The sequence below is a fragment of the Mycobacterium sp. E802 genome (assembly GCF_001666875.1).
Classification (GTDB): domain Bacteria; phylum Actinomycetota; class Actinomycetes; order Mycobacteriales; family Mycobacteriaceae; genus Mycobacterium.
Genome location: NZ_LZJD01000022.1, coordinates 18,088 through 41,998 on the forward strand (window position 1 = coordinate 18,088; position 23,911 = coordinate 41,998).

30 protein-coding genes are annotated in these 23,911 nt (G+C 67.0%); 7 read left to right on the forward strand and 23 right to left on the reverse strand.

From position 1 onward, the window contains the following. Positions 1-242 precede the first annotated feature (242 nt). Positions 243-752, forward strand: a complete 510-nt coding sequence (locus tag A5699_RS03200; protein ID WP_369806648.1) for a fasciclin domain-containing protein — start codon at positions 243-245, stop codon at positions 750-752. A 186-nt stretch (positions 753-938) separates the two neighbouring features. Here A5699_RS03200 and rpsQ read toward each other — a convergent pair whose 3' ends face one another. Genes rpsQ through rpsJ form a run of 11 tightly spaced genes read right to left on the reverse strand, consistent with a single transcriptional unit; the run spans position 939 to position 6,303 of the window. After that, positions 939-1,247: a 30S ribosomal protein S17 gene (gene rpsQ, locus A5699_RS03205; protein WP_067765270.1), complete on the reverse strand. Its 309-nt coding sequence runs from the start codon at positions 1,245-1,247 to the stop codon at positions 939-941. Between the two features lie 2 nt (positions 1,248-1,249). After that, complete coding sequence (gene rpmC / locus A5699_RS03210) at positions 1,250-1,483, reverse strand: 50S ribosomal protein L29 (RefSeq protein WP_067765272.1); 234 nt, start codon at positions 1,481-1,483, stop codon at positions 1,250-1,252. After that, a complete protein-coding gene (rplP, locus tag A5699_RS03215; RefSeq protein ID WP_065461613.1) occupies positions 1,483-1,899 on the reverse strand; it encodes a 50S ribosomal protein L16 in 417 nt (138 codons plus the stop codon). The genes rpmC and rplP overlap by 1 nt, the downstream gene beginning before the upstream one ends. Positions 1,900-1,902: 3 nt before the next feature. Then, positions 1,903-2,748: a 30S ribosomal protein S3 gene (gene rpsC, locus A5699_RS03220; protein WP_003883478.1), complete on the reverse strand. Its 846-nt coding sequence runs from the start codon at positions 2,746-2,748 to the stop codon at positions 1,903-1,905. Beyond that, positions 2,748-3,218: a 50S ribosomal protein L22 gene (gene rplV / locus A5699_RS03225; protein WP_067765274.1), complete on the reverse strand. Its 471-nt coding sequence runs from the start codon at positions 3,216-3,218 to the stop codon at positions 2,748-2,750. Before rplV ends, rpsC begins: the two co-directional genes overlap by 1 nt. After that, positions 3,215-3,496: a 30S ribosomal protein S19 gene (rpsS, locus tag A5699_RS03230; RefSeq protein ID WP_003883480.1), complete on the reverse strand. Its 282-nt coding sequence runs from the start codon at positions 3,494-3,496 to the stop codon at positions 3,215-3,217. The genes rplV and rpsS overlap by 4 nt, the downstream gene beginning before the upstream one ends. A gap of 21 nt (positions 3,497-3,517) precedes the next feature. Further along, positions 3,518-4,354, reverse strand: coding sequence for a 50S ribosomal protein L2 (gene rplB, locus A5699_RS03235; RefSeq protein ID WP_066901425.1), 837 nt, complete (start codon positions 4,352-4,354; stop codon positions 3,518-3,520). Positions 4,355-4,384: 30 nt separating this feature from the next. Continuing rightward, entirely contained in the window at positions 4,385-4,687 is a 303-nt protein-coding gene (rplW, locus tag A5699_RS03240) for a 50S ribosomal protein L23 (protein ID WP_067765279.1), read from the reverse strand. After that, positions 4,687-5,334 carry a 50S ribosomal protein L4 gene (gene rplD, locus A5699_RS03245; RefSeq protein WP_067765282.1) on the reverse strand — a complete coding sequence of 216 codons (648 nt, stop codon included), beginning with the start codon at positions 5,332-5,334 and terminating at the stop codon, positions 4,687-4,689. Before rplD ends, rplW begins: the two co-directional genes overlap by 1 nt. Further along, positions 5,334-5,984, reverse strand: a complete 651-nt coding sequence (rplC, locus tag A5699_RS03250; protein ID WP_067765285.1) for a 50S ribosomal protein L3 — start codon at positions 5,982-5,984, stop codon at positions 5,334-5,336. The genes rplD and rplC overlap by 1 nt, the downstream gene beginning before the upstream one ends. Before the next feature lie 13 nt (positions 5,985-5,997). After that, complete coding sequence (gene rpsJ, locus A5699_RS03255; RefSeq protein WP_003883485.1) at positions 5,998-6,303, reverse strand: 30S ribosomal protein S10; 306 nt, start codon at positions 6,301-6,303, stop codon at positions 5,998-6,000. 504 nt (positions 6,304-6,807) lie between these two features. Here rpsJ and A5699_RS03260 point away from each other — a divergent pair. Further along, a complete protein-coding gene (locus A5699_RS03260) occupies positions 6,808-7,242 on the forward strand; it encodes a hotdog fold domain-containing protein (RefSeq protein WP_369806649.1) in 435 nt (144 codons plus the stop codon). Between the two features lie 64 nt (positions 7,243-7,306). Here the strand turns inward: A5699_RS03260 and A5699_RS03265 are convergent, their stop codons facing one another. Both A5699_RS03265 and A5699_RS03270 read right to left on the reverse strand, forming a co-directional pair. Then, the gene (locus A5699_RS03265) at positions 7,307-7,660 is read right to left on the reverse strand and encodes a nuclear transport factor 2 family protein (protein ID WP_067765421.1); all 354 of its coding nucleotides are present in this window, start codon (positions 7,658-7,660) and stop codon (positions 7,307-7,309) included. Between the two features lie 5 nt (positions 7,661-7,665). After that, positions 7,666-9,267, reverse strand: a complete 1,602-nt coding sequence (locus tag A5699_RS03270) for a carboxylesterase/lipase family protein (RefSeq protein WP_067765290.1) — start codon at positions 9,265-9,267, stop codon at positions 7,666-7,668. A 107-nt stretch (positions 9,268-9,374) separates the two neighbouring features. Between A5699_RS03270 and A5699_RS03275 the strand changes: the two genes are divergently transcribed. Next, positions 9,375-10,628 (forward strand): cytochrome P450, encoded by a 1,254-nt coding sequence (locus tag A5699_RS03275; RefSeq protein WP_067765293.1) that lies wholly within the window; start codon positions 9,375-9,377, stop codon positions 10,626-10,628. On the opposite strand, the gene A5699_RS03280 is transcribed toward A5699_RS03275, so the two are convergent. Beyond that, positions 10,613-11,260, reverse strand: coding sequence for a TetR/AcrR family transcriptional regulator (locus A5699_RS03280; protein ID WP_067765296.1), 648 nt, complete (start codon positions 11,258-11,260; stop codon positions 10,613-10,615). The two genes, A5699_RS03275 and A5699_RS03280, sit on opposite strands and share 16 nt — an antisense overlap. An 82-nt stretch (positions 11,261-11,342) precedes the next feature. On the opposite strand from A5699_RS03280, the gene A5699_RS03285 reads away from it, so the two are divergent. Further along, complete coding sequence (locus A5699_RS03285; protein ID WP_067765298.1) at positions 11,343-12,983, forward strand: MFS transporter; 1,641 nt, start codon at positions 11,343-11,345, stop codon at positions 12,981-12,983. Here A5699_RS03285 and mftG read toward each other — a convergent pair. The 7 genes from mftG to mftA form a co-directional block, all read right to left on the reverse strand. After that, entirely contained in the window at positions 12,913-14,328 is a 1,416-nt protein-coding gene (mftG, locus tag A5699_RS03290; RefSeq protein WP_067765301.1) for a mycofactocin system GMC family oxidoreductase MftG, read from the reverse strand. The two genes, A5699_RS03285 and mftG, sit on opposite strands and share 71 nt — an antisense overlap. Positions 14,329-14,361: 33 nt before the next feature. Then, a complete protein-coding gene (mftF, locus tag A5699_RS03295; RefSeq protein WP_067765303.1) occupies positions 14,362-15,774 on the reverse strand; it encodes a mycofactocin biosynthesis glycosyltransferase MftF in 1,413 nt (470 codons plus the stop codon). Beyond that, on the reverse strand, positions 15,771-16,514 hold the full coding sequence (gene mftE, locus A5699_RS03300) for a mycofactocin biosynthesis peptidyl-dipeptidase MftE (RefSeq protein WP_082957549.1): 744 nt from the start codon (positions 16,512-16,514) through the stop codon (positions 15,771-15,773). Before mftE ends, mftF begins: the two co-directional genes overlap by 4 nt. Positions 16,515-16,648: 134 nt before the next feature. After that, on the reverse strand, positions 16,649-17,842 hold the full coding sequence (gene mftD, locus A5699_RS03305) for a pre-mycofactocin synthase MftD (RefSeq protein ID WP_067765308.1): 1,194 nt from the start codon (positions 17,840-17,842) through the stop codon (positions 16,649-16,651). 3 nt (positions 17,843-17,845) lie between these two features. Continuing rightward, positions 17,846-19,048 carry a mycofactocin radical SAM maturase gene (mftC, locus tag A5699_RS03310; RefSeq protein WP_067765311.1) on the reverse strand — a complete coding sequence of 401 codons (1,203 nt, stop codon included), beginning with the start codon at positions 19,046-19,048 and terminating at the stop codon, positions 17,846-17,848. Next, positions 19,045-19,359: a mycofactocin biosynthesis chaperone MftB gene (gene mftB, locus A5699_RS03315; protein ID WP_067765313.1), complete on the reverse strand. Its 315-nt coding sequence runs from the start codon at positions 19,357-19,359 to the stop codon at positions 19,045-19,047. The genes mftC and mftB overlap by 4 nt, the downstream gene beginning before the upstream one ends. A gap of 2 nt (positions 19,360-19,361) precedes the next feature. Further along, positions 19,362-19,457, reverse strand: a complete 96-nt coding sequence (mftA, locus tag A5699_RS03320; RefSeq protein WP_076241817.1) for a mycofactocin precursor MftA — start codon at positions 19,455-19,457, stop codon at positions 19,362-19,364. A 104-nt stretch (positions 19,458-19,561) separates the two neighbouring features. On the opposite strand from mftA, the gene mftR reads away from it, so the two are divergent. Genes mftR through A5699_RS03335 form a run of 3 tightly spaced genes read left to right on the forward strand, consistent with a single transcriptional unit; the run spans position 19,562 to position 22,038 of the window. Beyond that, positions 19,562-20,170 carry a mycofactocin system transcriptional regulator gene (mftR, locus tag A5699_RS03325; protein ID WP_067765424.1) on the forward strand — a complete coding sequence of 203 codons (609 nt, stop codon included), beginning with the start codon at positions 19,562-19,564 and terminating at the stop codon, positions 20,168-20,170. Positions 20,171-20,224: 54 nt separating this feature from the next. Continuing rightward, on the forward strand, positions 20,225-20,752 hold the full coding sequence (locus A5699_RS03330; protein WP_067765317.1) for an RNA polymerase sigma factor: 528 nt from the start codon (positions 20,225-20,227) through the stop codon (positions 20,750-20,752). Further along, on the forward strand, positions 20,749-22,038 hold the full coding sequence (locus tag A5699_RS03335; RefSeq protein WP_067765318.1) for a VOC family protein: 1,290 nt from the start codon (positions 20,749-20,751) through the stop codon (positions 22,036-22,038). Before A5699_RS03330 ends, A5699_RS03335 begins: the two co-directional genes overlap by 4 nt. A gap of 137 nt (positions 22,039-22,175) precedes the next feature. Here the strand turns inward: A5699_RS03335 and A5699_RS03340 are convergent, their stop codons facing one another. Beyond that, positions 22,176-23,363 carry an NAD(P)/FAD-dependent oxidoreductase gene (locus A5699_RS03340; protein WP_067765320.1) on the reverse strand — a complete coding sequence of 396 codons (1,188 nt, stop codon included), beginning with the start codon at positions 23,361-23,363 and terminating at the stop codon, positions 22,176-22,178. A 65-nt stretch (positions 23,364-23,428) separates the two neighbouring features. Next, positions 23,429-23,890, reverse strand: a complete 462-nt coding sequence (locus A5699_RS03345; RefSeq protein ID WP_067765427.1) for an Lrp/AsnC family transcriptional regulator — start codon at positions 23,888-23,890, stop codon at positions 23,429-23,431. Positions 23,891-23,911 lie beyond the last annotated feature (21 nt).

The following is a 23,911-nucleotide window of genomic DNA, read 5'->3' on the forward strand; positions in this document are numbered from 1 at the left end:
GATTGGTCAGGATCCGAACCCATCTGCGCCGACCCCCGCACCGAATACCCACTGACCGAGAAAGTGACGGCGGTCACCGTCAATCACCCATAGGGAGTCGGAAAATGTTGAACCTTCAGTACAAGACGGCCGCGGCCGCGGCAATGGCAGCCACGGCAATGTTCGCGTTGCCGTCCTGCTCGAATGACACCGCACAGTCCGCACCCGGCACGCCAGAGGTCACCAGTGCGTCGGCCGCTCCCATGGCCGCGGACCCGGCGGCAGACCTGGTGGGGCCGGGCTGTAAGTCCTACGCGGAAAAGGTGCCGTCCGGTCCCGGTTCGGTGGTCGGGATGGCGCAGGATCCCGTCACCGTCGCCGCGTCGAACAACCCCATGCTGACGACGCTGACCGCCGCCATCTCCGGAAAGCTGAATCCGAACGTGAACCTGGTGGACACCCTCAACGGCGGTGAGTTCACCGTATTCGCTCCCACCGACGACGCGTTCGCCAAGATCGATCCGGCCACCATGGAGGTGCTCAAGACGGATTCGGCGATGCTGACAAAGATCCTGACCTACCACGTCGTGCCCGGTCAGGCCAGTCCCGCCAAGGTCGTCGGCACCCGGCCGACCGTGCAGGGCGCATCTGTGACGGTCACCGGTTCGGGTGACGCGCTGAAGGTCAACGACGCATCGGTGGTGTGCGGCGGCGTCCACACCGCCAACGCCACCGTCTATCTCATCGACACCGTGCTCATGCCGCCTAGCTGAGAGCACCGGGCAGTCGAAGTCGCGGGCGCCCCGTCATTTTCGACATGAGGGTCGTGGCGCGGCGCAGATGCCAACCCCCATGTCGAAAACGGCGCGAGCGCGGTTGTCGAGCAGACGCAAAGTGCCCCAAACCCGACGGGTTTGGGGCACTTTCTACTACTCGCGTTGAGAAAGAAGAAGCCTTCGCTACTTCGCCTTCTCGAGAACCTCGACCAGGCGCCACCGCTTGGAGGCGGACATCGGCCGGGTCTCCATCAGCGAGACGCGGTCGCCGATACCGGCGTCGCCGTTCTCGTCATGCGCCTTGACCTTCTTGGTGGTCCGGATGATCTTGCCGTAGAGCGGGTGGCTCTTACGATCTTCCAGCTCGACCACGATGGTCTTCTGCATCTTGTCGCTCACCACGTAGCCGATGGCGGTCTTGCGACGGCCACGGGTCTCTTCGGTGCGCGGAGTGTGCCGAGGACCGGGCTGGGTGCCCTTGTCGTTTGCCATTTTTAGCTTTCCTCACCTCCGGGCCCGGAAGCCAGACCCAACTCACGTTCACGCAGCACGGTGTACACCCGTGCAATCTCCTGGCGCACGGTGCGCAGCCGACGGTTGTTGGACAGCTGACCGGTAGCCATCTGGAAGCGCAGGTTGAACAGCTCTTCCTTCGACTCGCGCAGCTTGTCCGTCAACTCGGTGTCGGTCAGTTCGCGCAGTTCACCAGGCGTAGTTCCCACTGCCATCAGAACTGCTCCTCTCGAGTCACGATGCGTGCCTTGATCGGCAACTTGTGGATCGCGCGGGTCAGCGCGTCCCGGGCGATCTTCTCGTCCGGGTAGCTGAGCTCGAAGAGCACGCGACCGGGCTTGACGTTGGCAACCCACCACTCCGGCGAACCCTTACCGGAACCCATGCGGGTCTCGGCGGGCTTCTTGGTCAGCGGACGGTCCGGGAAGATGTTGATCCACACTTTGCCGCCACGCTTGATGTGCCGGTTGATGGCGATACGAGCGGACTCGATCTGCCGGTTGGTGATGTAGGCGTGCTCCAGTGCCTGGATGCCGTAGTCACCGAAGCTCACCGACGTGCCGCCGCTGGCAATGCCACGCTGACGCGGGTGATGCTGCTTGCGGTGCTTGACCTTACGGGGAATCAGCATGGTTTAGCTCTCCGTGCTCTCAGCGGCCGGCGCTGCCTCGACAGCAGCGGCCTGCGGAGTAGTGCCTGCAGCGGCGTCGTCTCCGCCCGTCGCAGCGCGGCCGGCTTCGGTGCTCGTCGCCGTGGTGCCCGAGGAACCGCTGCGACGCGGCCGGGTGCCCGACGGACGCTCACGACGCGGCCGATCGCTGGCCGGCGCGGCAGCGGCGAGCTCACGCTTGCCACCGACGATGTCGCCCTTGTAAATCCAGACCTTCACGCCGATCCGGCCGAAGGTGGTCTTGGCCTCGTACAGGCCGTAGTCGATGTCCGCGCGCAGCGTGTGCAGCGGAACGCGACCCTCGCGGTAGAACTCCGAGCGGCTCATCTCAGCACCGCCGAGGCGACCCGAGCACTGCACCCGGATGCCCTTGACGTTCGGCTGACGCATGGCCGACTGGATCGCCTTGCGCATCGCGCGGCGGAACGCCACACGGTTGCTCAGCTGCTCGGCAACACCCTGGGCGACGAGCTGAGCCTGCGACTCAGGGTTCTTCACCTCGAGGATGTTGAGCTGAACCTGCTTGCCGGTCAGCTTCTCCAGGTCGGCACGGATCCGGTCGGCCTCGGTGCCGCGGCGACCGATGACGATGCCGGGACGCGCGGTGTGGATGTCAACGCGAACCCGATCACGGGTGCGCTCGATCTCCACGTCGGCGATGCCGGCCCGCTCCAGACCCGTGGCCAGCAGACGCCGGATGGCGACGTCTTCCTTCACGTAGTCCTTGTACTGCTTGTCGGCGTACCACCGGGACTTCCACTCGGTCGTGATACCGAGCCGGAAGCCGTGGGGATTGATCTTCTGGCCCACTACTCCGAGCCTCCCTTCGTCTCGGCAGACTTCTTCGTGGCGGTCGCGGCCTTGCTGCCCTGCGCCCGACGGCTACGAGCGGAAGTAGATGCACCCGCGCCTCCGTTGCTCTTGGGCGGCCGGCTTTCGACGATCACCGTGATGTGGCTGGTGCGCTTGCGAATCCGGAACGCACGCCCCTGGGCACGCGGGCGGATGCGCTTGGCGGTCGGACCCTCGTCGGCGTAGACGGTGGCGACCACCAGGGTCGTCGGGTCCAGGCCCTCGTTGTTCTGCGCGTTGGCGGCAGCACTGGCGATCACCTTGGCGACCGGCTCGCTGGCGGCCTGCGGCGCCCACCGCAAGATGTCGAGGGCTTCCTCGACGCTCTTGCCGCGGACCAGATCGATGACGCGGCGGGCCTTGCTGGCCGAGACGCGCACGAAGCGCGCCTTCGCCTGTGCAGACGGATATTCAGTGACAGTGCTCATCGACGCTTGCTCTTCCGGTCGTCCTTGATGTGACCCTTGAAGGTGCGCGTCGGGGCGAACTCGCCGAGCTTGTGCCCGACCATTGCCTCGGTGACGAACACCGGGACATGCTTGCGGCCGTCATGCACCGCAAAGGTGTGCCCGATGAAGTCGGGGAGGATGGTCGACCGACGCGACCAGGTCTTGATGACCTGCTTGGTGTTCTTCTCGTTCTGAACGTCGACCTTCTTGAGCAGATGGTCGTCGACGAACGGACCCTTTTTGAGACTACGAGGCATCGCTGCTACTCCTTCCGCGGCCTAGCGCTTCTTGCCGGTGCGCCGGCGACGGACGATGAGCTTGTCGCTCGGCTTGTTGGGCTTGCGGGTGCGGCCCTCGGGCTTGCCCCACGGGCTGACCGGGTGACGGCCACCGGAGGTCTTGCCTTCACCACCACCGTGCGGGTGGTCAACCGGGTTCATCACGACACCACGGACAGTCGGGCGCTTGCCCTTCCACCGCATACGGCCGGCCTTGCCCCAGTTGATGTTCGCCTGCTCGGCGTTGCCCACCTCGCCGACGGTGGCGCGGCAGCGCACGTCGACGCGACGGATCTCACCCGAGGGCATACGCAGCGAGGCGTAGGTGCCTTCCTTGCCGAGCAACTGGATGCTCACACCGGCCGAGCGGGCCAGCTTGGCACCGCCACCGGGCCGCAGCTCCACAGCGTGGATCACGGTGCCGGCGGGGATGTTGCGCAGCGGCAGGTTGTTGCCGGGCTTGATGTCGGCGTTGGCACCCGACTCGATCACGTCACCCTGCTTCAGCCCCTGCGGCGCGATGATGTAGCGCTTCTCGCCGTCGAGGAAGTGGAGCAGCGCGATGTTCGCGGTGCGGTTGGGGTCGTACTCGATGTGCGCGACCTTGGCGTTGACGCCGTCCTTGTCGTGGCGACGGAAGTCGATGACGCGGTAGGCGCGCTTGTGGCCACCACCCTTGTGCCGAGTGGTGATGCGGCCGTGGGCGTTACGACCACCCTTGCCGTGCAGCGGGCGAACCAGCGACTTCTCCGGAGTCGAACGAGTGATCTCGGCGAAATCGGAGACGCTGGCACCGCGACGACCCGGGGTCGTCGGCTTGTACTTGCGAATTCCCATATCAGTTAAATCCTCTTAGTTCCCGGCGGGTTAGGCCGGTGCTCCGAACAGGTCGATGGGCTTGCTGCCCTCGGCCAGGGTCACGATCGCGCGCTTGGTGTCCTTGCGCTTGCCGAAGCCCGAGCGGGTGCGCTTGCGCTTGCCCTGCCGGTTGGCGGTGTTCACCGAGCTCACCTTGACGTCGAAGATCTTCTCGATCGCGATCTTGATCTGCGTCTTGTTCGAGTCCGGGTGCACGATGAACGTGTACACGTTGTCCTCGATCAGCCCGTACGACTTCTCCGAGATGACCGGGGCCAGGATGATGTCGCGGGGGTCGGTAATCGTTGCCATCAGACCGACGCTCCTTCTTTGGTATTCGCCGAGATGTAGGCGTTCAGGGCCTCCACCGAGAACACCACGTCATCAGCGTTGAGCACGTCGTAGGTGTTCAGTTGATCCGGCGAGATCACGTGCACACCAGGCAGGTTGCGGACGCTGCGGGCGCCGACCTCGTCGGTGCGGCCGATGACGACCAGGACCTTCTTGTTCTCCGTCAAGGTGGCCAGGAACGCCTTGGCGCTCTTGGTCGACGGGGTCTGGCCCTCGATCAGTTCGGTGATCGCGTGGATGCGCTCGTTGCGGGCCCGGTCCGAGAGCGCACCGCGCAGGGCGGCGGCGATCATCTTCTTCGGGGTCCGCTGGCTGTAGTCGCGCGGCTGCGGGCCGTGGACGATGCCACCACCGGTGAACTGCGGTGCGCGGGTCGAACCCTGACGCGCCCGGCCGGTGCCCTTCTGCCGGTACGGCTTCTTGCCGCCACCGGAGACCTCACCGCGGGTCTTCGTCGAGTGGGTGCCCTGGCGCTTGGCGGCCAACTGAGCGTTGACGACCTGGTGCATCAGAGCGATGTTGGGCTCGACGTCGAACAGCGCGGCGGGCAGCTCGACGGAACCGTCCGTCTTACCGGCCGGAGTCTTGACGTCAATTTTCAAAGTCATTACTTCTCGCCTCGCTTGATTGCGCTGCGGACAACCACCAGACCACCGTTGCGTCCGGGGATGGCGCCCTTGATCAACAGCACGCCGTTCTCGGCATCGACCTTGTGAACCTTGAGGTTCTGCGTGGTCACCCGGTCGTTGCCCATACGGCCCGACATCCGGGTGCCCTTGAACACGCGGCCCGGGGTGGCACAGCCACCGATGGAGCCGGGGCGACGGTGCACTGCCTGGGCACCGTGCGCGGCGCCCTGGCCGCGGAAGCCGTGGCGCTTCATGGTGCCGGCGAAGCCCTTGCCCTTGCTGGTGCCGGTCACGTCGACGTATGCCCCGTCGGCGAAGATCTCGGCCGTCAGCTCCTGGCCGACCTCGTACTCGGCGGCGGCAGCCTCATCGAGCCGCAGCTCGGCGAGGTGACGGCGCGGGTTCACACCGGCGGCGGCGTATTGGCCGGCGACGGGCTTGTTCACCTTGCGCGGGCTGATCTCGCCGTAGGCGAGCTGCACGGCGCTGTAGCCGTCGCGCTCGGTGGTGCGGATGCGGGTCACCACGTTGGGTCCGGCCTTGACGACCGTCACCGGGACGACTTTGTTGTTCTCGTCGAACACCTGCGTCATGCCCAGCTTGGTGCCCAGGATGCCTTTTCTTGCCATCTCTTCTGGTCTCCTACTGGATGTTGACGTCGACACTGGCCGGCAGATCGATACGCATGAGCGCGTCAACCGTCTTCGGCGTCGGGTCGAGGATGTCGATCAGTCGCTTGTGGGTGCGCATTTCGAAATGCTCCCGCGAGTCCTTGTACTTGTGCGGCGACCGAATGACGCAGTACACGTTCTTCTCGGTCGGCAGCGGCACGGGGCCCACCACGCTGGCACCGGTACGGGTGACCGTTTCGACGATCTTGCGCGCCGAGGCATCAATGGCCTCATGGTCGTAGGCCTTGAGCCTGATGCGGATCTTCTGTCCCGCCACGCTTCTCCTACCTCTACTTCGTTCATCGGCCGGCCGTACCGGGAACTCGATGAAAAAACCATCGAGCCCGTCGGGCCTGGTGCCCCGGCGCGGATGCGCCGAGTATTGCCGCCGCTGTTTACCTGTCTGTGGTCCACCGATCCCCGCGGTCGGGCGTGTCGCCCTCGCGCACACATTCTCGCCTGGATATTTCCGTGCGATCTGTGTTTGGAACCGGATGCGCCCGAGGGCGCCGGTCGTATGCCCGGCCAGGTGCGTACCCGGCGCAAGGCAACCCGAACAGTATGCCCCAGATCTGGGCGTGCTCCAAATCCAGGATCAAGCAGCTCGGGATGCCTCCCGCTCACCCTCGCCGAGATTGCACGCAGGGACAAATCCGGCGCCGATTTTGTCCCTGGCTTCAATCTCGTGCGACCACCAGCGCAGCGTCCCCGAGATCGGACCTTACTGATGAGTAAGGTAGGCGCCGTGACCACCACCGCCACGCACCGTGCCTGGAAGAAGATGTCAGCGCTGCCCGGCGGCACGCGGCTGTTCTCCGCGGCCGCGGTGGCGCGCGTGCCCTATTTCGCCTCGATCGTGCCGCATGTGGTGCGCATGGAACCCGGGCTGGCCGAGGTGACGGTGCCCAAGTGGTTCTTCATCTACAACCACCTGCACACCGTGCACGCCATCGCGTCGTGCAATGCCGCCGAGATGGCAATGGGCATGCTCATGGAGGCCACCGTGCCGACCACGCACCGCTGGATCCCCAAGGCGATGACGGTGCAGTACCTGGCGAAGGCGACGACCTCGCTGCGGGCAACCGCGCAACTCACGCCGCCGGACTTCACCGCCATCACCGAGGGCACCGACCTCGTGGTCCCGGTCAGCATCACCGACCGCGACGGCGTCGAAGTGGTGCACGCCGACATCACCACCTGGGTGACGCCGGTCTAGATCACCGAGCGTGCACTCAGATCGCGGTTTTCGCCGAAACCACGATCTGAGTGCACCATCGGCGCTAGTCCAAGTAGGTGCCGTGCCCCTCGCGCACAAGTGAGCCGTCGAACAACAGCACCTCGTTGACCAGGCCGCCGTTTTGATTGCGGTAGTGGATCACCAACGCCGATTCGCCGCGATAGGTGGCGAGCACCTCGAAGTGCAGATCCGGCATGCCGGCCAGCGCCGTCGTCCAGTAGTGGCGCAGGGAGTCCTTGCCACGCACCACTCCCCCGGTCTCGGGAAAGATGCGCGCGGCGACCGGAGAACTGAACACCACGTCGTCGTGGAAATGGGCGAGCACCGCCTCCACGTCGTGCGCGTTCCACGCGCTCACCCATTCCTCGGCGAAGGCCTGCGGATCCGGAGTGGCCATCGAGTTCACTTCTCCTTCAACCCCGCCCAGAACGGGCATTGATGTTCCGACGGGTAGTCAGTGTCCACGCGGCTGCCGTCGGCCTGCAACGACATTCGTCCGCTGCCCACCTCTGGCCAATCCGGTTGACCTTCGACTGCCGGGTTGCCGTTACGCACGAAGGCGGCCCAGTAGTCGATCATCTGGTCTGAAAGTTGTTGCTGCGCCGGATTCATGGGCGGCGCCCCGCCGACGTCGAACAGGTAGCGCAGCTCCAGGGAGTGACTGGCCCCGACCGGGAAGGGCAGCGTGCGCATCACCTCCGGCGCCGGGGCGGTGCGATCGTTGAACTCGTAGGCGTAGACCGGACCGTCGCCGGCGAGCCCGGTGGCGATCCGATCCGACACACACGCAAACGCTCCATCGGTGACTGCCGCCGAATATGCCTGCGCCGCACCACCGTAACGCTCGATCGGATAGTGCGTTCCGACCGCCGCCGCGTCTGGCCCGAACGTCTCGACCAGCAGCCGGGGATAGTCGGCCGCGGTGTAACGCTGCCCCTGCCTGAGGTACCGCAACGCCACGAAGAGCGTGAACTCGTCACGAGTGGTGCCGATCAGCACCGGCACCCGCTCGGCCCGGCCGGTGGCGAAGGCCGTCAGCGGCGCGCTGGGGATCGATGCCGACGCGGTGACCGGACCGGTCAGCTGGTCACTGCCGATGTTGTAGTACCAGACGGGCGTCTGCAGCCGCCCGACCGGAAGCGCGCGCAGGCAGGCGGCCGCCGCGGCGGGATCCGGGCACCCCACCGCGGCCGCATAGTCCTGTGACCGACGGGCCGCCACGGTGAGATCGGCCTGGGCCTGACACGGTGGGCTCATCAGGATCGCGGCGTGGAACAAGCCCACCGATCCCGGTGACACGAGATGGTCACACACCGACATTCCACCCGCGGATTCACCTGCGACCGTGACCTTTTCGGGGTCGCCACCGAAATCGGCGATGTTGTCCCGCACCCAGCGCAACGCCGCCTGCTGATCAGCCAACCCGTAGTTGCCGACGTCACCGCCAGGCCCCAACGCCGGGTGCGCCAGGAACCCCAGCGCGCCCAACCGGTAGTTGATCGTCACCACCACGATGTCACCGCGCGCGGCGAGCCGTCCCGCGTCGTAGATGTCGCCGCTGCCGCCGATGAACGCTCCGCCGTGGATCCACACCATCACGGGGCGCTTCTCCTCCGAAACCGGCGGCGTCCAGACGTTCAGGCTCAGGCAGTCCTCGGCCGTGTTGGCGCCGTGTTCCGGGTCGGAATCGGGATCCTGGATGCACCGCGGGCCGGGGCGGGTGGCGTCGCGCTCCCCCGGCCATCCCGGCGCTGGAGCCGGTGGGGCGAATCGCAACGGACCAACCGGTGCGGCCGCGTACGGGATGCCGGCGAACAGCCGATGACCGGATGCCACTGTGCCGCGCAAGGTTCCGGCCGCGATCCGCACGAGCGCCGGATCCTGACTCTGCGGGTGACTCGATGCCGGTCCGGCCGGAACCGATTGGCCGTCACCGCGCGCACACCCTGCCAGCAGCGTCGCCAGCAGTGCCAGCAACACGACGACGCCACGCCCCGACCGCATGGCTGCGAGCGTACGGGGCGGATCGCGGCGAATCAGCCCTCTTGAGTGGCACCGATCACATAGGGTAAGAATTGACACCCGTCAAGAACGCGACCGGAGGAGACCGCATGAGCGCGCCGACGATGGATGAAGCCGCGAAGGTGCTGGCCGACCCGACGGCATACGCCGACGACGCACGCCTGCACGCCGCGCTGACCCACCTGCGCGCGAACAACCCGGTGGCCTGGGTGGATCAGCGGCCCTACCGGCCGTTCTGGGCGATCACCAAACACGCCGACATCATGGCCATCGAGCGGGACAACGAACTGTTCATCAGCGAGCCACGGCCGCTGCTGGCCACCGCGGCCGCCGACGATCTGGCCAAACAACAGCTGGAAGCGGGAATGGGTCTGCGCACCCTGATCCACATGGACGATCCGCACCACCGCAAGGTTCGCGCCATCGGCGCAGATTGGTTCCGGCCCAAGGCAATGCGTGCACTGAAGGTCCGGGTCGACGAGCTGGCCAAACGCTACGTCGACCAGATGCGCGACATCGGACCGGAGTGCGACTTCGTCACCGAGATCGCCGTGCACTTCCCGCTGTACGTCATCATGTCGCTCCTGGGCCTGCCCGAGGAGGACTACTCCCGGATGCACATGCTGACCCAGGAGATGTTCGGTGGTGACGACGACGAGTACAAGCGTGAGGGCGGCTCACTGCAGGACCAGCTCTCGGTGCTCCTCGACTTCTTCGCCTACTTCTCCACCCTGACCGCGGCGCGCCGCGCCAATCCGACCGAGGACCTGGCTTCGGCCATCGCCAACGGGACCATCGACGGTGAACCCCTGTCGGATGTCGACACCGCGTCCTACTACGTCATCGTCGCCAGTGCCGGCCACGACACCACCAAGGACGCCATCTCCGGCGGGCTGCACGCCCTCATCGAAAACCCGGACCAGCTGGCCACATTGCAGGCCAATCCCGAGTTGATGGGCACCGCGGTGGAGGAGATGATCCGGTGGACAACGCCGGTCAAGGAGTTCATGCGGACCGCCACGGCGGACACCACGGTGCGCGGGGTACCGATCGCCAAGGGTGAATCCGTCTATCTGGCCTATGTTTCCGGCAACCGCGACGAAGACGTGTTCGACAACCCGCACCGCTTCGACGTCAGCCGGGACCCCAACAAGCACCTGGCCTTCGGGTACGGGGTGCACTTCTGCCTGGGGGCTGCGCTGGCCCGGATGGAGATGAACAGCTTGTTCACCGAGCTGCTGGGCCGGCTGGAGTCGATCGAATTGGCCGGAAAGCCCGAGCTTTCGGCGACGACGTTCGTCGGCGGGCTCAAGCACCTGCCGGTTCGCTACTCGCTGCGCTGAGCCTGCTGAGCCTTCTCGGCCGCTGTCGGCCGGCGGTGGGTGGCCAGGAAGCCATCCACCGCGGCCCGTACGCAGGAGGTGTAGTCGAATTCGGTCAGCGTGCTCAGCTTGCCCAGCACGATCGGCCCCAACAGAAGTGCAGCGGCCTGCGTCCGATCCACCTCACCCAGTTCGGCGACGGCCTCAGGGCTGTCGAAGATCGCGTCGAACGGCAACGCGTAGTGTTCGGCCACCTGCTCCCGCAGGGTCCGCACCTCGGGGCTGTCGTCGGACCGCCAGGGCAGCTTCTCCATGTCCCCGCCGAGGGCCAGCCATGACATTGCGGTGACGCTGATCGGCGCCTCGGCGATCGAATCGGCCTGCGCCTGCACCAGGGCAATCAGCCGATCGCGCAGTGGGCCGTCCTCGGGCGGCATGGGCGCCACCGGCAGAAGCGCGCGAAATGCCGCCGCCAACAAGTCGTTTCCACTGGGAAAGTGCCGATACAACGTGGCCCGGGCCACGTTCGCGGCGCGCGTGACCGCGTCGACCGTGACCGCGCTCGGCCCGCCGGACCGCAGCAACGATGTCGCCGCCTCCAGGAGCCGGGCCCGGGAACGGGCCGGGCGCGGGTCACCGCTTTCGGCCGCCATGCGTCATCACCTCCAGAAACCAGACTTACCGTCTTACTCCGAGACTGATAGTCTCAAAACTTCCCCGACGTAGGAGCCGTGCATGTCGACCACCCTCGTCGAGTCCGGTCAGGATATCGACCCCGCGATGGCCGAACTGTCGATCCGGCGACGCTACTGGCTGTTGACGGTGGCGTGCATGGACGTCTCGATCGTCATCGCCTCGATGGTGGCCCTCAATGCCGCGCTGCCCGATATCGCCCGCCAGACCACGGCGACCCAGGCCCAACTCACGTGGGTCATCGACGGGTACACCCTGGCCCTGGCCTGCCTGCTCCTCCCGGCCGGCGCCATCGGCGACCGCTACGGCCGGCGCGGCGCGCTGTTGATCGGCCTGACGGTCTTCACCCTGGCCTCGGCCGCACCCCTGGTCTGGGACAGCCCCGTACAACTGATCGTGGCCCGGGCCATCGCCGGCGCCGGTGCCGCCTTCATCATGCCCGCCACCCTGTCCCTGCTCACCGCCGCCTTTCCGAAGTCCGAGCGCAACAAGGCAATTGGAATCTGGGCCGGCGTGGTCGGATCGGGGGCAGTTTTCGGTTTCCTGATCACCGGCGGGTTGCTTCATCTCTGGCCGTGGCAGTCCATCTTCGCCACCTTTGCCATCGCCGCGGTGGCCCTGTTCGCGCTGACCTGCACGGTGCCCTCCTCGCGCGACGAGACGTCCGCGCCCTTGGACTGGATCGGCGCGGTGTTGATCGGCGCCGCCGTGGCGGTGTTCGTGCTCGGCGTGGTCGAGGCGCCGGTGCGGGGCTGGACGCATCCCGCGGTGTGGGGCTGCCTGACGGCCGGTGTCGCGCTCGGTGCGGCGTTCACCGTGGCACAACTCAGGCATCCACACCCGCTGCTGGATGTCCGGCTGTTCGCCAAACCCGACTTCGCCACCGGCGCCGTCGGCGTGACGTTTCTGTTCTTCGCCAACTTCGGCTACTTCTTCGTCAGCATGCAGTACATCCAGCTGGTCATGGGCTACAGTCCGATCCAGACCGCATTCGCCCTGTGCCCGTTGATGATTCCGGTGCTGGCACTGGGCGCCACCACCCACCTGTACCTACCTCGGCTGGGTCTGCGAACGTGCGTGTGCGCCGGCCTGCTGGTGATCGCGGTCGGCCTGCTGTGCATGCGATTGCTGGAGGTGGACTCGGGCTATCTCGACTACAGCTGGCCGTTGTTCATCATGAGCACGGGTATCGGATTGTGCACCGCACCAACCACATCGGCCATCATGGGCGCAGTACCGGACGAGAAGCAGGGAGTGGCCTCGGCGGTCAACGACACCGGCCGTGAAGTGGGCGCCGCACTGGGCATAGCGGTGGCCGGCTCGATCCTGGCCGCGCACTACCAGAACCAGCTCGCCGGAGCTCTCGACGGACTGCCCGGCCTGCCCGCTGCGCTGCGTGAACCGATCCTGGGTTCACTCGCCGAGGCTCTGGCCGTGGCGGGCCAACTGGGCCCGCAGGGGCCGGCGGTTGCCGAGCTGGCCAAGCAGGCATTCCTGGAAGCAACCAACTCCGCGCTGCTGGTGATGGCCATCGTGTTGGGGGTGGCCGCGGTGTTCGTCGGGGTCTGGGCGCCGGGCGCCGACGGACGTCAGGCCGCGTTCGTCCGTCGGCTCAGAACGCGAGGAACTCCGCCGCCCGATGACCGATCATGGCAATGGTCGCGTGCGGGCCGCGGCTGGTGATGCTCGGCATGATTGACCCGTCCACCACCCACAGGCTCTCGACCCCCAGCACTCGGCAGGTGGGGTCGAGCACCGCGGCGGGCCCGGCTCCCATCGGCGCCGTCCCGGCCAGGTGTTGCGACGTCGACCACTGCGGCTCACCGACTTCGGCTGTGTGACAGACCAGTTCGCGCGCCAGCTCGGCGCCACGACGCAGCGCCTCGACATCCTCTGGCACCGTGTCGTAGCGGTGTTCGATGACCGGGGCCACCATCGGATCGGCCGAGACCAACCGCACGCGGCCGCGCGAGTGCGGGCGCATCAGCGCCACCCCGAGGTGCGGAAGCTCCGCGGGATCGTGCCCGGGGCCATGCACCATCGCCGAGAACCCGGCCGTGTACGGACGCACCTCGATGCCGTCGGCCGTGGTGAGCACGGCCTCCAACGGTGGCAGGTCATGGGTGGGCGTCCAGGAGACGGGAAGCACCCACTCGGGGTGATCCACGGTATGCGTGCCGACCGGCAGGTCGACCACCACCGGCACACCCAGCCGCTCCAGTTCGGCTGCGGGTCCGACACCGGACAGCAACAACAGGTGAGCTGATCCGATTGCCCCGGAACACAACACGATCCGATCCGCGGTCAGGATGGAGTTGTTGTCGCAGCGCACCCCGACCGCACGGTTGGCCTGGAACTGCACCCGGTGGGCCCTGGTGTCGGTCAGCAGCTTGAGGTTCGGCCGGTCCAGCGCCGGTTGCAGATAGGCGCCACCGGGGCCAACTCTGGTGCCGCCGTTGATGTTCAGCGGCACTGCGCCGACACCGGCGGGCAGGGCCGCACCGGCATCCGAACCGTTGAGGTCATCGATCCAGCCGAAACCGGCCCGCTTGGCGGCATCGACGAAAGAGGCTGTGCACCCGTCGAATTCACGTACCCGGCGAACGGTGATCGGACCACTGTCCCCGTGGAGGGCATTGTCGAAATCGACGTCGGTCTCGATCGCCCGGAAATGCGTCAGTACCTCGTCCCAGGACCAGCCAGGGACGGCCCAGGTGTCGAAGTCCGTGGGCAAGCCCCGCCCGAAGTAGCCGCCGTTGACCGCCCCGGAACCGCCGACCACCGCCCCCCGGATGATCTCGGTGTGCCGAGGTGGCCGCTCAGTCAGCACCGACGCGTAGTGCCGCACCACCGAACTCGCCGCGCCGATCGGCAGGCGCAGGCCATCGGTGATCTGCGCTGCCACCCGCGGGTCGCTCGGAGCCGGGCCGGCCTCGACGACGGTGACATTGCATTCGGGATCGACGGAAAGGCGTTCGGCCAGAATTGATCCGGCGCTGCCCGCACCGACGATCAGGACGTCCCGCACGCGCGGAGGACGCGTTAGCCGCTGCAATTGGTCTTAGCTCCGCAGCTGCGGCTTGAGCGCACCCAGCTGGCGTTCCCGCATCACACCCGTCCACAGGCCGAGGCCATAGGCGATATCGTCGAGGCGCTTGAGCAGGATATGGGTCAGCAGGCCGACGGGTTTGGTGTCGTCGTCGGCGTTGCCGCGCCGGGTCGCCCAGTCGACCACCCCGTCGAGCACCGCCGCCACCAGCACCGCATGTCTGGCCCTACGGAACAGCAGGGCAGCGATCAGTGCCACCGGCCAGTAGTGCCGGCAGATCGCCGAGCACAGCTGCAGGGCCGAGGACCAGAGCCCGCGCGCGGTCACCGCGGCGACCTCGGTGGGTTCGGTGTCGACCGTGGACAGGGATCGTGCGATGCGCCGGCCGGTGAAGATCGCGAGCACCACCGAGCCCAGGTAACCGACACACGACCCCATCGCCATCAGCAGCCAGACCATCAACGTCCAGCCGGAGATCACCACCGGCGCGGTCTTGCCCGGGTGCCGGACCGTCAGTGGCGCGGCGGACGTGCCATAGAAGGCCTTGCGGTGGAACCACTCTCGCAGATCGGTCCGGTGGTCGTGCGCCACCAGGGCGATCGGCTCATACCGCAGCCGGGCCCCGGACTCGACCAGCCGCCAGCACAGGTCGACGTCCTCGCCGGACTGCATGGTCTCGTCGAACCCGCCCACCGCGGTCAGCGCGGACCGCCGGCAGATGATGGCCGCACTCGGCACATAAGACACCGGGCCGTAGGGCACCACCGGCGCCTCGCGCACCCCGAGGTCCAACGATGACCGCACCGCCTCGTACCGGGCCACCGCATTGTCGGCGGTGTGCAGGCCCACGATGCGGGGCGCCACGAGGGCCACGGCCGGATCACAGAAGTGGCCGAGCAACGCCTCCAGCCAGCCGCGACGAGGTACCACATCGGAGTCCAGGAAAGCCACGAAATCGGTCTCACACGCGGCCAGGCCGGTGTTGCGGGCCGCCGCCGGGCCGTTGCTGGTCAGGTGCCGCAGCACCTGTACATCGCAGTGCATACCGGCGAACTCGGACTGCGCCACCGGGACCGCCGAACCGTCGTCGACGACGATCACCTTCAGCCCGCGCAACGCTGCGATCAACCGATGCAGCCCGGATACGTTGTCACGCACCGGGATAATGACCGTGACGTCCCGATGTGACGGTCCGCTGGGCGGACGGGGGTGGGCCACCGTGGCGTCGAGCAAAGTCCGTGCCAATTGCGCGCTCTGCGCGTCATGGACTTCCAGCCGTCCGCCGTTGAGCATGGTCTGCGCCGTCGGTGCGAGCCGCAGCAGGCGCGTGGGCGACCCGCCCAGCAAGGCCGCGCCGGCCCCGAGCACCTTGACCCGGCGATCCACCTGCACGGCAAAACCGTCGGGCAGCCTCGGTCCGGTCATATCAGCAATCCATTCCGGTCCGGCTGCCACCGCCTCATCCGACCCACGCAGCCCTCGACCATCTCAGCAAAAATACGCCCTCCCTCGGCCGCGGTCGCGGTTGTCGGGTCACCGAGTATCCCGACTTCACTGACCGCGGCGATCCCCCCACTGCGCATCGCCGGCATGAGCTCCGCCAGCGGGGCGGTGTTCCCCGGGATCACGTCGTCGAGGACGACGAGACCGGGTGAAATATGTAGCAATACAGACGTTTCGGTATGCCCCGCATGCGCGTCGGCGTCGGCGGCGGCGCACGGGACCCAGCCGGCGTCGCGGCCTTCCTCGCGCAGCTGCGGCACCGCAGCCGCCAGCGCCTCCACGTTGCCCCCGTGGCCGTTGACGAAAACCAGCTGACCGGCCCAGCTCGACGCCGAGCGCCCGTACTCCACCAGCAACGATCGCAGCGCGACGGTGCCGATCGAGACCGTGCCGGGGAACCCCTCGTGTTCGCCGGAGGCGCCGTAACAGACCGGCGGTGCGACCACCCAGTCACCCGTGGATGCGGCGTCGAGACGCTGGACAACCGCGTCGGCGACGGCGGCGGCGATCCGCGTGTCGGTGTCCAAGGGCAGGTGCGGGCCATGTTGCTCGGTTGAGCCGATGGGGACGATCAACATTGGCGACATGCTGCGTAGCTGCCTCGACGTTGAGTTCCCGAGCCCGCTGGGGAAAGCCACGTGCCGATCGTAGGCCGAATTCACTTACTGTGCGCCAATTGTTGGAGCACGAGCAGCAATTGATTTGCCTCCGGTTTCCGCGGACCGGCCGCGAGCATCACGTACGTCTCTCCTGCCACCCCCGTCACGCTGCACCTCAGGGTGACGGTAAGGCCACCTCAGGCGTCGGCGCGGGGAACGCCCAGGGTCCGCAGGAAGCCCTCCGGAACGAGGATGTCATCCGGCGTCAGATCATGGATCGAGGACTTGCCCAGCCCGCGCAGCACCGAGTCGATGCCACCGGACAGGATGTCCAGCACATTCTCGACGCCCGCCTGGCCGTTGGCAGCCAGGCCCCACAGGTAGGCGCGACCGATCATCACCGCCCGGGCCCCGAGCGCCACGGCCTTGACGACGTCGCTGCCCCGCCGGATGCCACCGTCCAGCAAAACCTCCACCTGGTCGCCGACCGCCTCGGCGATGGCCGGCAGGCAACGGATCGCCGCCGGGGTGCCGTCGAGGTTGTTGCCGCCGTGATTGGACACCGTGATCGCCGAAACACCGGCATCAACAGCACGTTTGGCGTCGTCGACGCGCACCATGCCCTTCAGCAGGAACGGCGCGTCACCCCACTGCTCACGAAGCCAGGCGATGTCCTCCCAGGTCGGTGGCGGGGTGCCCATCCACTGCCCGTACGCCTCGAAGAACGGCGGTCCGGGCTCGCCACGCCGGCCCTGGTTGGGTACCCGCAGATCCGGCGGCCGCAGGTGTTTGCCGAAGCTCCACAGCCAGCGCGGTTTGGTGATCACCTCCGGCGACATCTTGATCATCGTCTTGAGGTCCATCTTTTCCGGGATCTTGGGGCTGCCCCAGTCCCGACCGTGGCTGAAGCTCCAGTCGGTGGTGGCGATCAGGCCCTTGGCTCCGGCATCCTTCGCGCGCTGCACCCGCTCGGCGATCTCGTCGCGAGACCCGAGCCAGTAGATCTGGAAGAAGATCTTGTCGTTGACGGCGGTGACTTCCTCCATCGGCTTGCTGGCAAAGGAGGACAGGCCCATGGCGGTGCCACGGGCTGCCGCGGCCCGGGCCACCGCCACCTCACCGTCGGGGTCGACCGCCTGCACACCGGTGGGCGAAATGATGACGGGCATCGAAATGTCTTGCCCCATCACGGTTGTCGCCATCTCACGCTTCTCGGTGGCACCCACCACGTGCGGTGCGAAGCCGAGCTCGGCGAACGCCTCTACGTTGTCGGAGACCGTCACGCCCTTCTCACTGGCAGAGATCAGCGACGAGTATGCGGACTTGGGCAGCCGCTTCTTGGCCCGTTGCTGGGCGATGGCGACGGTCTCGAACCAGGTATCACGAGCCATGGGTTACACCGGACTTTCGTTACAGATGCGGGCGGGCGGCTTGGTCAGCAGTTTGAGCGCCACCGGGCCTTGTTTGGTGCCACGCGAATGATCACCGCTGGGCTTGGGCTTGGTGCGTTCCTGTGCGAGCGCCGGTTCGCCCCAGCCCTCGACGCACTCGGGATCCGGGCCGTCCATCGGCAGACCGGTGAAGAACTTGGCCGCCATGCAGCCGCCGCGGCAGGCGTCGTAGTGCCCGCAACCGCTGCAAGCGCCCGCCGACTGCGGCTCGCGCAGCTCACGGAACAGCGGCGAGTTCTGCCAGACGTTCTGGAAGCCCGACCCGAATCCGGTGTCTTCCAAGATGTTTCCGGCCAGGAACTTGTCATGGATGGCGAACGGGCAGGCATACACGTCGCCCACCGGATCGATCAGGCACACCACCCGGCCGGCGCCGCACAGGTTCAACCCGGCCAGCGCGCCGGGCTCGCCGAGCCCCGACAGGTGGAAGAACGAGTCTCCGGTCAGCACCCGCTCGCCGTGGGAGACCAGCCAGTTGTAGAGCTGGCGCTGCTGGTCGGCCGTGGGGTGCAGTTCGTCCCAGACGTCGGCACCGCGGCCGGAGGGACGTAGCCGGGTGATCCGCAGCGTGGCACCGTAACGGTCGGCCAGCGCCTTGAACTCGTCGAGCTGGTCGACGTTGTGCCGCGTGACCACGACGGAGATCTTGGCGTCGGAAAAGCCTGCGGCAGCGAGGTTTTCCAGCGCGCGCACGGCCATGTCGAACGAACCCTTACCGCGCACGGCATCGTTGACCTCGGCGTTGGCGCCGTCCAGCGAGATCTGCACGTCGACGTAGTCGCTGGCCGCCAGCTTCGCGGCGACCTCGGGCGTGATGCGCACACCGTTGGTGGAGAACTTGACCCCGACGTGATGCTCGGTCGCATAGTCGACGAGTTCCCAGAAGTCCGGGCGCACAGTCGGTTCGCCGCCACCGATGTTCACGTAGAACACCTGCATGCGTTCCAGCTCGTCGATGATGTCCTTGCACTCCCTCGTCGACAGCTCGCGCGGGTCGCGCTTGCCCGAGGAGGACAGGCAGTGCACGCAGGCCAGGTTGCAGGCGTAGGTGAGCTCCCAGGTGAGGCAGATCGGGGCGTCGAGCCCGCTTTCGAACTGTTCGACGAGGCGCGGCACTCGAACAGGTGCAGGTGCAACAGAAGTCATGAGCAATTCCCGGGGATCAGCATTTTCGATGACACCAGCACGCTCAGCGCGTGCAGGTAGGGACCTTGGTCGGAGTCCGAGATTCCGGCCGCGCGGCACGCGGACCGGGCGTCGGGGTGGTCAGCCAGAGAGTTGACCACCTCGACGACCGTCCGGTTCTTCAGAAACGACAGCTTGCGGGTTCCGAAGTGATACAGCAGGGCGCCGAACGGTTCTGGCCGCACCGCCACCTGATGGTGCAATCGCCAGCTGACATCCGGGTCGAAGACGACGCCAGTGCGCCCAGCCGTTTCGGCGACCTGTGTGGACACCGTCAGTAAACCCCGCACATACCGTCGATCGAGACCTCTTCGACGAGCGTCTCGGTGACGAGTTGGGTTTCGGTTTCCGTCTGCGGGTTCTGATCCATGAGTCGCACCTTTCTTTCGGCTGTTCCGGTAACTGTGGGTCTCGACATTTGTGACCTGAGTCGCAAGAATATGGCATCGAGTGCACAAATGGAAGGGCGGTTTCATGCGGCAGGCATCCGGACCCCGGGTCGGTCGGCGTCCGTCCACCACACAGGACCACATCACCGACGTCGCGCTGGCCCTGTTCGCCACCCGCGGCTTCGATGAGGTCAGCGTCGACGACGTGGCCAAAGCCGCCGGCATCGCGCGCCGCACGCTGTTCCGCTACTACGCCTCCAAGAACGCCATCCCCTGGGGCGACTTCGACGCTCACCTGCAACACCTACGTGAGCTGCTGGCCGCGCTCAGCACCGACACACCGCTGGCCGACGCACTGCGCGAGGCGCTGCTGTCCTTCAACACCTACGACGCGCAGGAGATGGCCCAACACCGTCTTCGTATGCGCGTGATCCTGGAAACCGCTGGGCTACAGGCATATTCGATGACGATGTATGCCGGCTGGCGGGAGGTCATCGCCACCTTCGTGGCACAGCGGATCGGCGCCGACCCCGGTGACCTGATGCCGCAGACCGTGGGATGGCTGATGCTCGGAGTCGCGCTGTCGGCCTATGAGCACTGGCTCGCCGATGAGTCGGTGTCTCTGGCCCACGCCATCGGCCAGGCCTTCGAAGTGGCCAGGCCCGGCCTGGAGGCGCTCGGCGACCGCCGCTGAAAAAACTTTCCCAGGGGGTGTCGGAGATCGGCGTCCCGCGGCGACGATAAGGGTGTGAGCGCCGAAACAGACGCTCCGCGGAAGCTACTGGCGCTGTATGACGAGGCGCTACCGGCGGTGTACGGCTACTTCGTCCGCCGCTGTGGTGACCGCGGAACCGCCGAGGACCTGACGTCGGAGACGTTCCTGGCCGCCATGGACGCGGCCCGCAAACCATCCCCGCCGCAGCTCTCGGTGCCCTGGCTGATCGGGGTGGCCCGGCACAAACTCGCCGACCACTACCGGCGCCGACACGACCGGTTCAGCGTGCCGGTGGCCGAACTGCCCGAACCGGTCGACCCGGTCGACGACTGGGATGGCGAGCTGGATCGCATTGTCGCCGAGGCAGTCCTGGCTCGCTTACCCGAACATCACCGGACGGTGCTCGCCCTGCGGTACCTCGACGACTGCACTGTGGCTGAATGCGCCGAGTTGATCGGCCGCACCGTCCACGCCACCGAAGCCCTGCTGGTGCGGGCCCGACGCGCCTTCAGGTCTCAATACCCATTCCAGAACCCGGCGCAGGAGGGAGGGACGTCGTGAACAACAGCCACGATCCGCTGACCGTGCTGAGCGGTGCGGACCACCCGGTCTCCCCCGACCCGGCGTTCGCGGCCCGACTACGGGCGCGGCTGGAATCGGCCCTCACCCTTCCCGACCACACCGAAGGAGTCGACATGAGCGGAACCGACACTGCGATCGCCGAACTGAACGAATCGACCGACAGCCCGCCGGCCCCACGCTCGGCAGTGATCCCCTATCTGGCAGCCCACGACGCCCGAGCGGCCATCGCCTGGTACGTCGACGTGTTCGACGCCGAACCCGTTGGCGAACCCGTCGTGATGGAGGACGGCCGGATCGGGCACGCCGAGCTTGCGATCGCCGGTGGAGTTTTCTACCTGGCCGACGAGTTTCCCGAGCTGGGGTTGAAGGCGCCTCGCCCACAAGAGAATTCGGTGAGCCTGATGCTGCACGTGGCCAGCACCGACGACGTGCTGCAGCGGGCCCGGACCCACGGGGCCCAGGTGCAGCGCGAGCCGTATGAGAACTACGGCACCCGCGCCGCCACCATCGTCGACCCGTCCGGGCACCGCTGGATGCTCTCGGGGCCGGTGACCGGTACCAGTGCCCGCACCGAGGTGATCCAGCACGGCGACGTCGGTTACGTCTCGGTTTGGGCCCCGGATATCGAGCGTGCCGCCCGGTTCTACGGCCAGGTGCTGGGCTGGGCCTTCGATCCGGCCACGCGCCAGGTCACCAACACCGAGCAACACATCGGCATCTTCGACGCCGACGGCCCGCCCACGCTGTTCTGCTGCTACGCGGTGGCTGATCTGGACGAGGCACAGCGGGCGATCACCGCCGCCGGCGGCACCGTGGGCGAGCCGCAGGTGCGGGAGTTCGGCACGGTGCTCGACGCGACCGACCCGGCGGGTACCGCGTTCGCGGTGTTCCAGCCGGCCACCGCGGTCCCCCGACCTGAACTCAATGGGGCTGGGCCGGGCGAACTTTCGTACCTCACCTATGAGGTTCCCGATTCGGCGGCATTCAAGGAGTTCTACGGCCAGGTGCTGTCGTGGAGCTTCGAGCCGGGGCGCGTCGACGACGGCTGGGCTGTTCAGGGCAGCCAGCCCATGTCGGGTATGGCCGGCGGTGCGGCCCGGTCCACCGCTGTGCCGATGTGGACGGTCGCCGATATCGATGCCGCGGTCGACCGGGTCCGCGAGGCCGGTGGCACCGTGCTGCAGGAGCCGTCACGACAGCCCTACGGGTTGATGGCCGAGTGCACCGACGACCAGGGATCGCGGTTCTACCTCGGCCAGTTCTGAGCGGTACCTTCTCCCCGCGAGCTCTCCGCGAGCAGACAGAAACCCGTACCTTTTCACGCGAAAAGGTACGGGTTTGCGTCTGTTCGGCAGGAAGTGTTCGGCAGGAAGTGTGCGGCAGGAAGTGTTGGGCAGGAAAGTCAGCCCAAGACGTCGGAGATGGGGGCGCCGGCGGCGATCTTGCCGCGGGCCTTCATCACCTTTCCGGGCATGCCGCCGCCGACCACGCCGACCACCACGCCGTCGCGCTCGTAGAAGGCCAGGAACTTGCGGCCGTCGTCCTCCACCACGTGCACGACGTCGTCGGCCACGGGCTCGCCCAGGCACTGGATCTTGACGTCGTACTGATCGCTCCAGAAGTACGGCACCGAGACCACCGGCGAGGCTTCCTGGCCCAGCATGGCCGGCACCATGGCCCGCGCCTGATCGGCGACATTGCTCCAATGTTCAACGCGCACTTGGCCGCCCACGTGATCCCGCCAGGACGCCACATCGCCGATGGCCCACACGTTCGGGGCGCTGGAGCGGCCCAGGTCATCGCAGACCACGCCGTTGTCCAGCTCGATACCGCTGCCCTCGAGCCAGTCGACCGCGGGATGCGACCCGATGCCCACCACCACCAGATCGGCGTCGACCTCGGTTCCGTCGCCCAGCACCACCTGTTCGACCTTGTCGGTACCGCGGACCTCGGTGACGCCGACACCGCAGCGCACGTCGACCCCCTCGGCCTCGTGCAGCCGGGTCACCAACGCACCGATCTTCTCGCCCAGCACAGAAGCCAGCGGCGTCGGCTGGGGCTCCACCAGCACCACCTCGACACCGAGCTTGCGCAGGCTCGCAGCCACCTCGCAGCCGATGAAGCCGGCCCCGACCACGACGGCGCGCCGAGACTTTCCGGCATCCGCACGCAGGGCCATGCTCTCGTCGTAGGACCGCAACACGTGGATCCCGGCCAGGTCGCCGAAGGACCGGATGCGCTTGGGCACCAGCCCGGTGGCGATGATGAGCTCGTCGTAGGCCACCTCGGTGCCGTCGGCCAGCGTCAACTTCTTGGCGGCGGTGTCCACTGACCGCGCCGCCGATCCGAGCCTCAACGTGATGTTGTTCTCGGCGTAGAACTCGGCCGGCTTGAGCGTGACGTCGTCGGTCTCGGCGCGCAGCACTTCCTTGGACAGCGGCGGCCGGTCGTAGGGCAGATGGTCCTCGTCACTGACGATCGTGACGGGCCCGGTGAACTCCGAACGGCGCAGCTGTTCGGCCGTCCGGGCGGCAGCCAGACCACCGCCGACGATGACGATGCCCGCCGCGGATCCCGTTGATGTAGTCACGTGGGGTTTTTACACGATCGCGGTTGAGCGTTGTGCGCCACCCTGCGTTTGTGCAGGCCATCCGCTCACGTCACGTCCGCGTCAGGCAGCCTGCGGTCGATGAGGTTGGACAGCACCACGATGCTCTCGCTGCGCTCGATGCGGGCGGTGGTGCGGATCCGTTCCAGCGCTTCCTCGAGGTGACGCATGTCGCGAGCCAGTACGTGGAGGATGGCGTCGGCGGTGCCGGTCACCGTTGCCGCGCTCACCACCTCGGGAATGTCGATCCAGGCCGCGCGCAATTGGTCCGGGGCAATGGTGCCCTGGCAGAACACCTGGACGTACGCCTCGGTGCGCCAGCCGAGGACGTTACGGTCGACGACGGTGGTGAAGCCGCGGATCACCCCGTCGGCGACCATGCGATCGACCCGCCGTTTCACCGCGGGCGCCGACAGATTCACCCGTTGGCCGATCTCGGCGAATGTCGCCCTGGCGTGCTCGGCGAGTTCGGCCAGGATTCGTTCGTCTGTGTCATCCAGCCGCTCCACGACCACCTCCACGCAACGAAT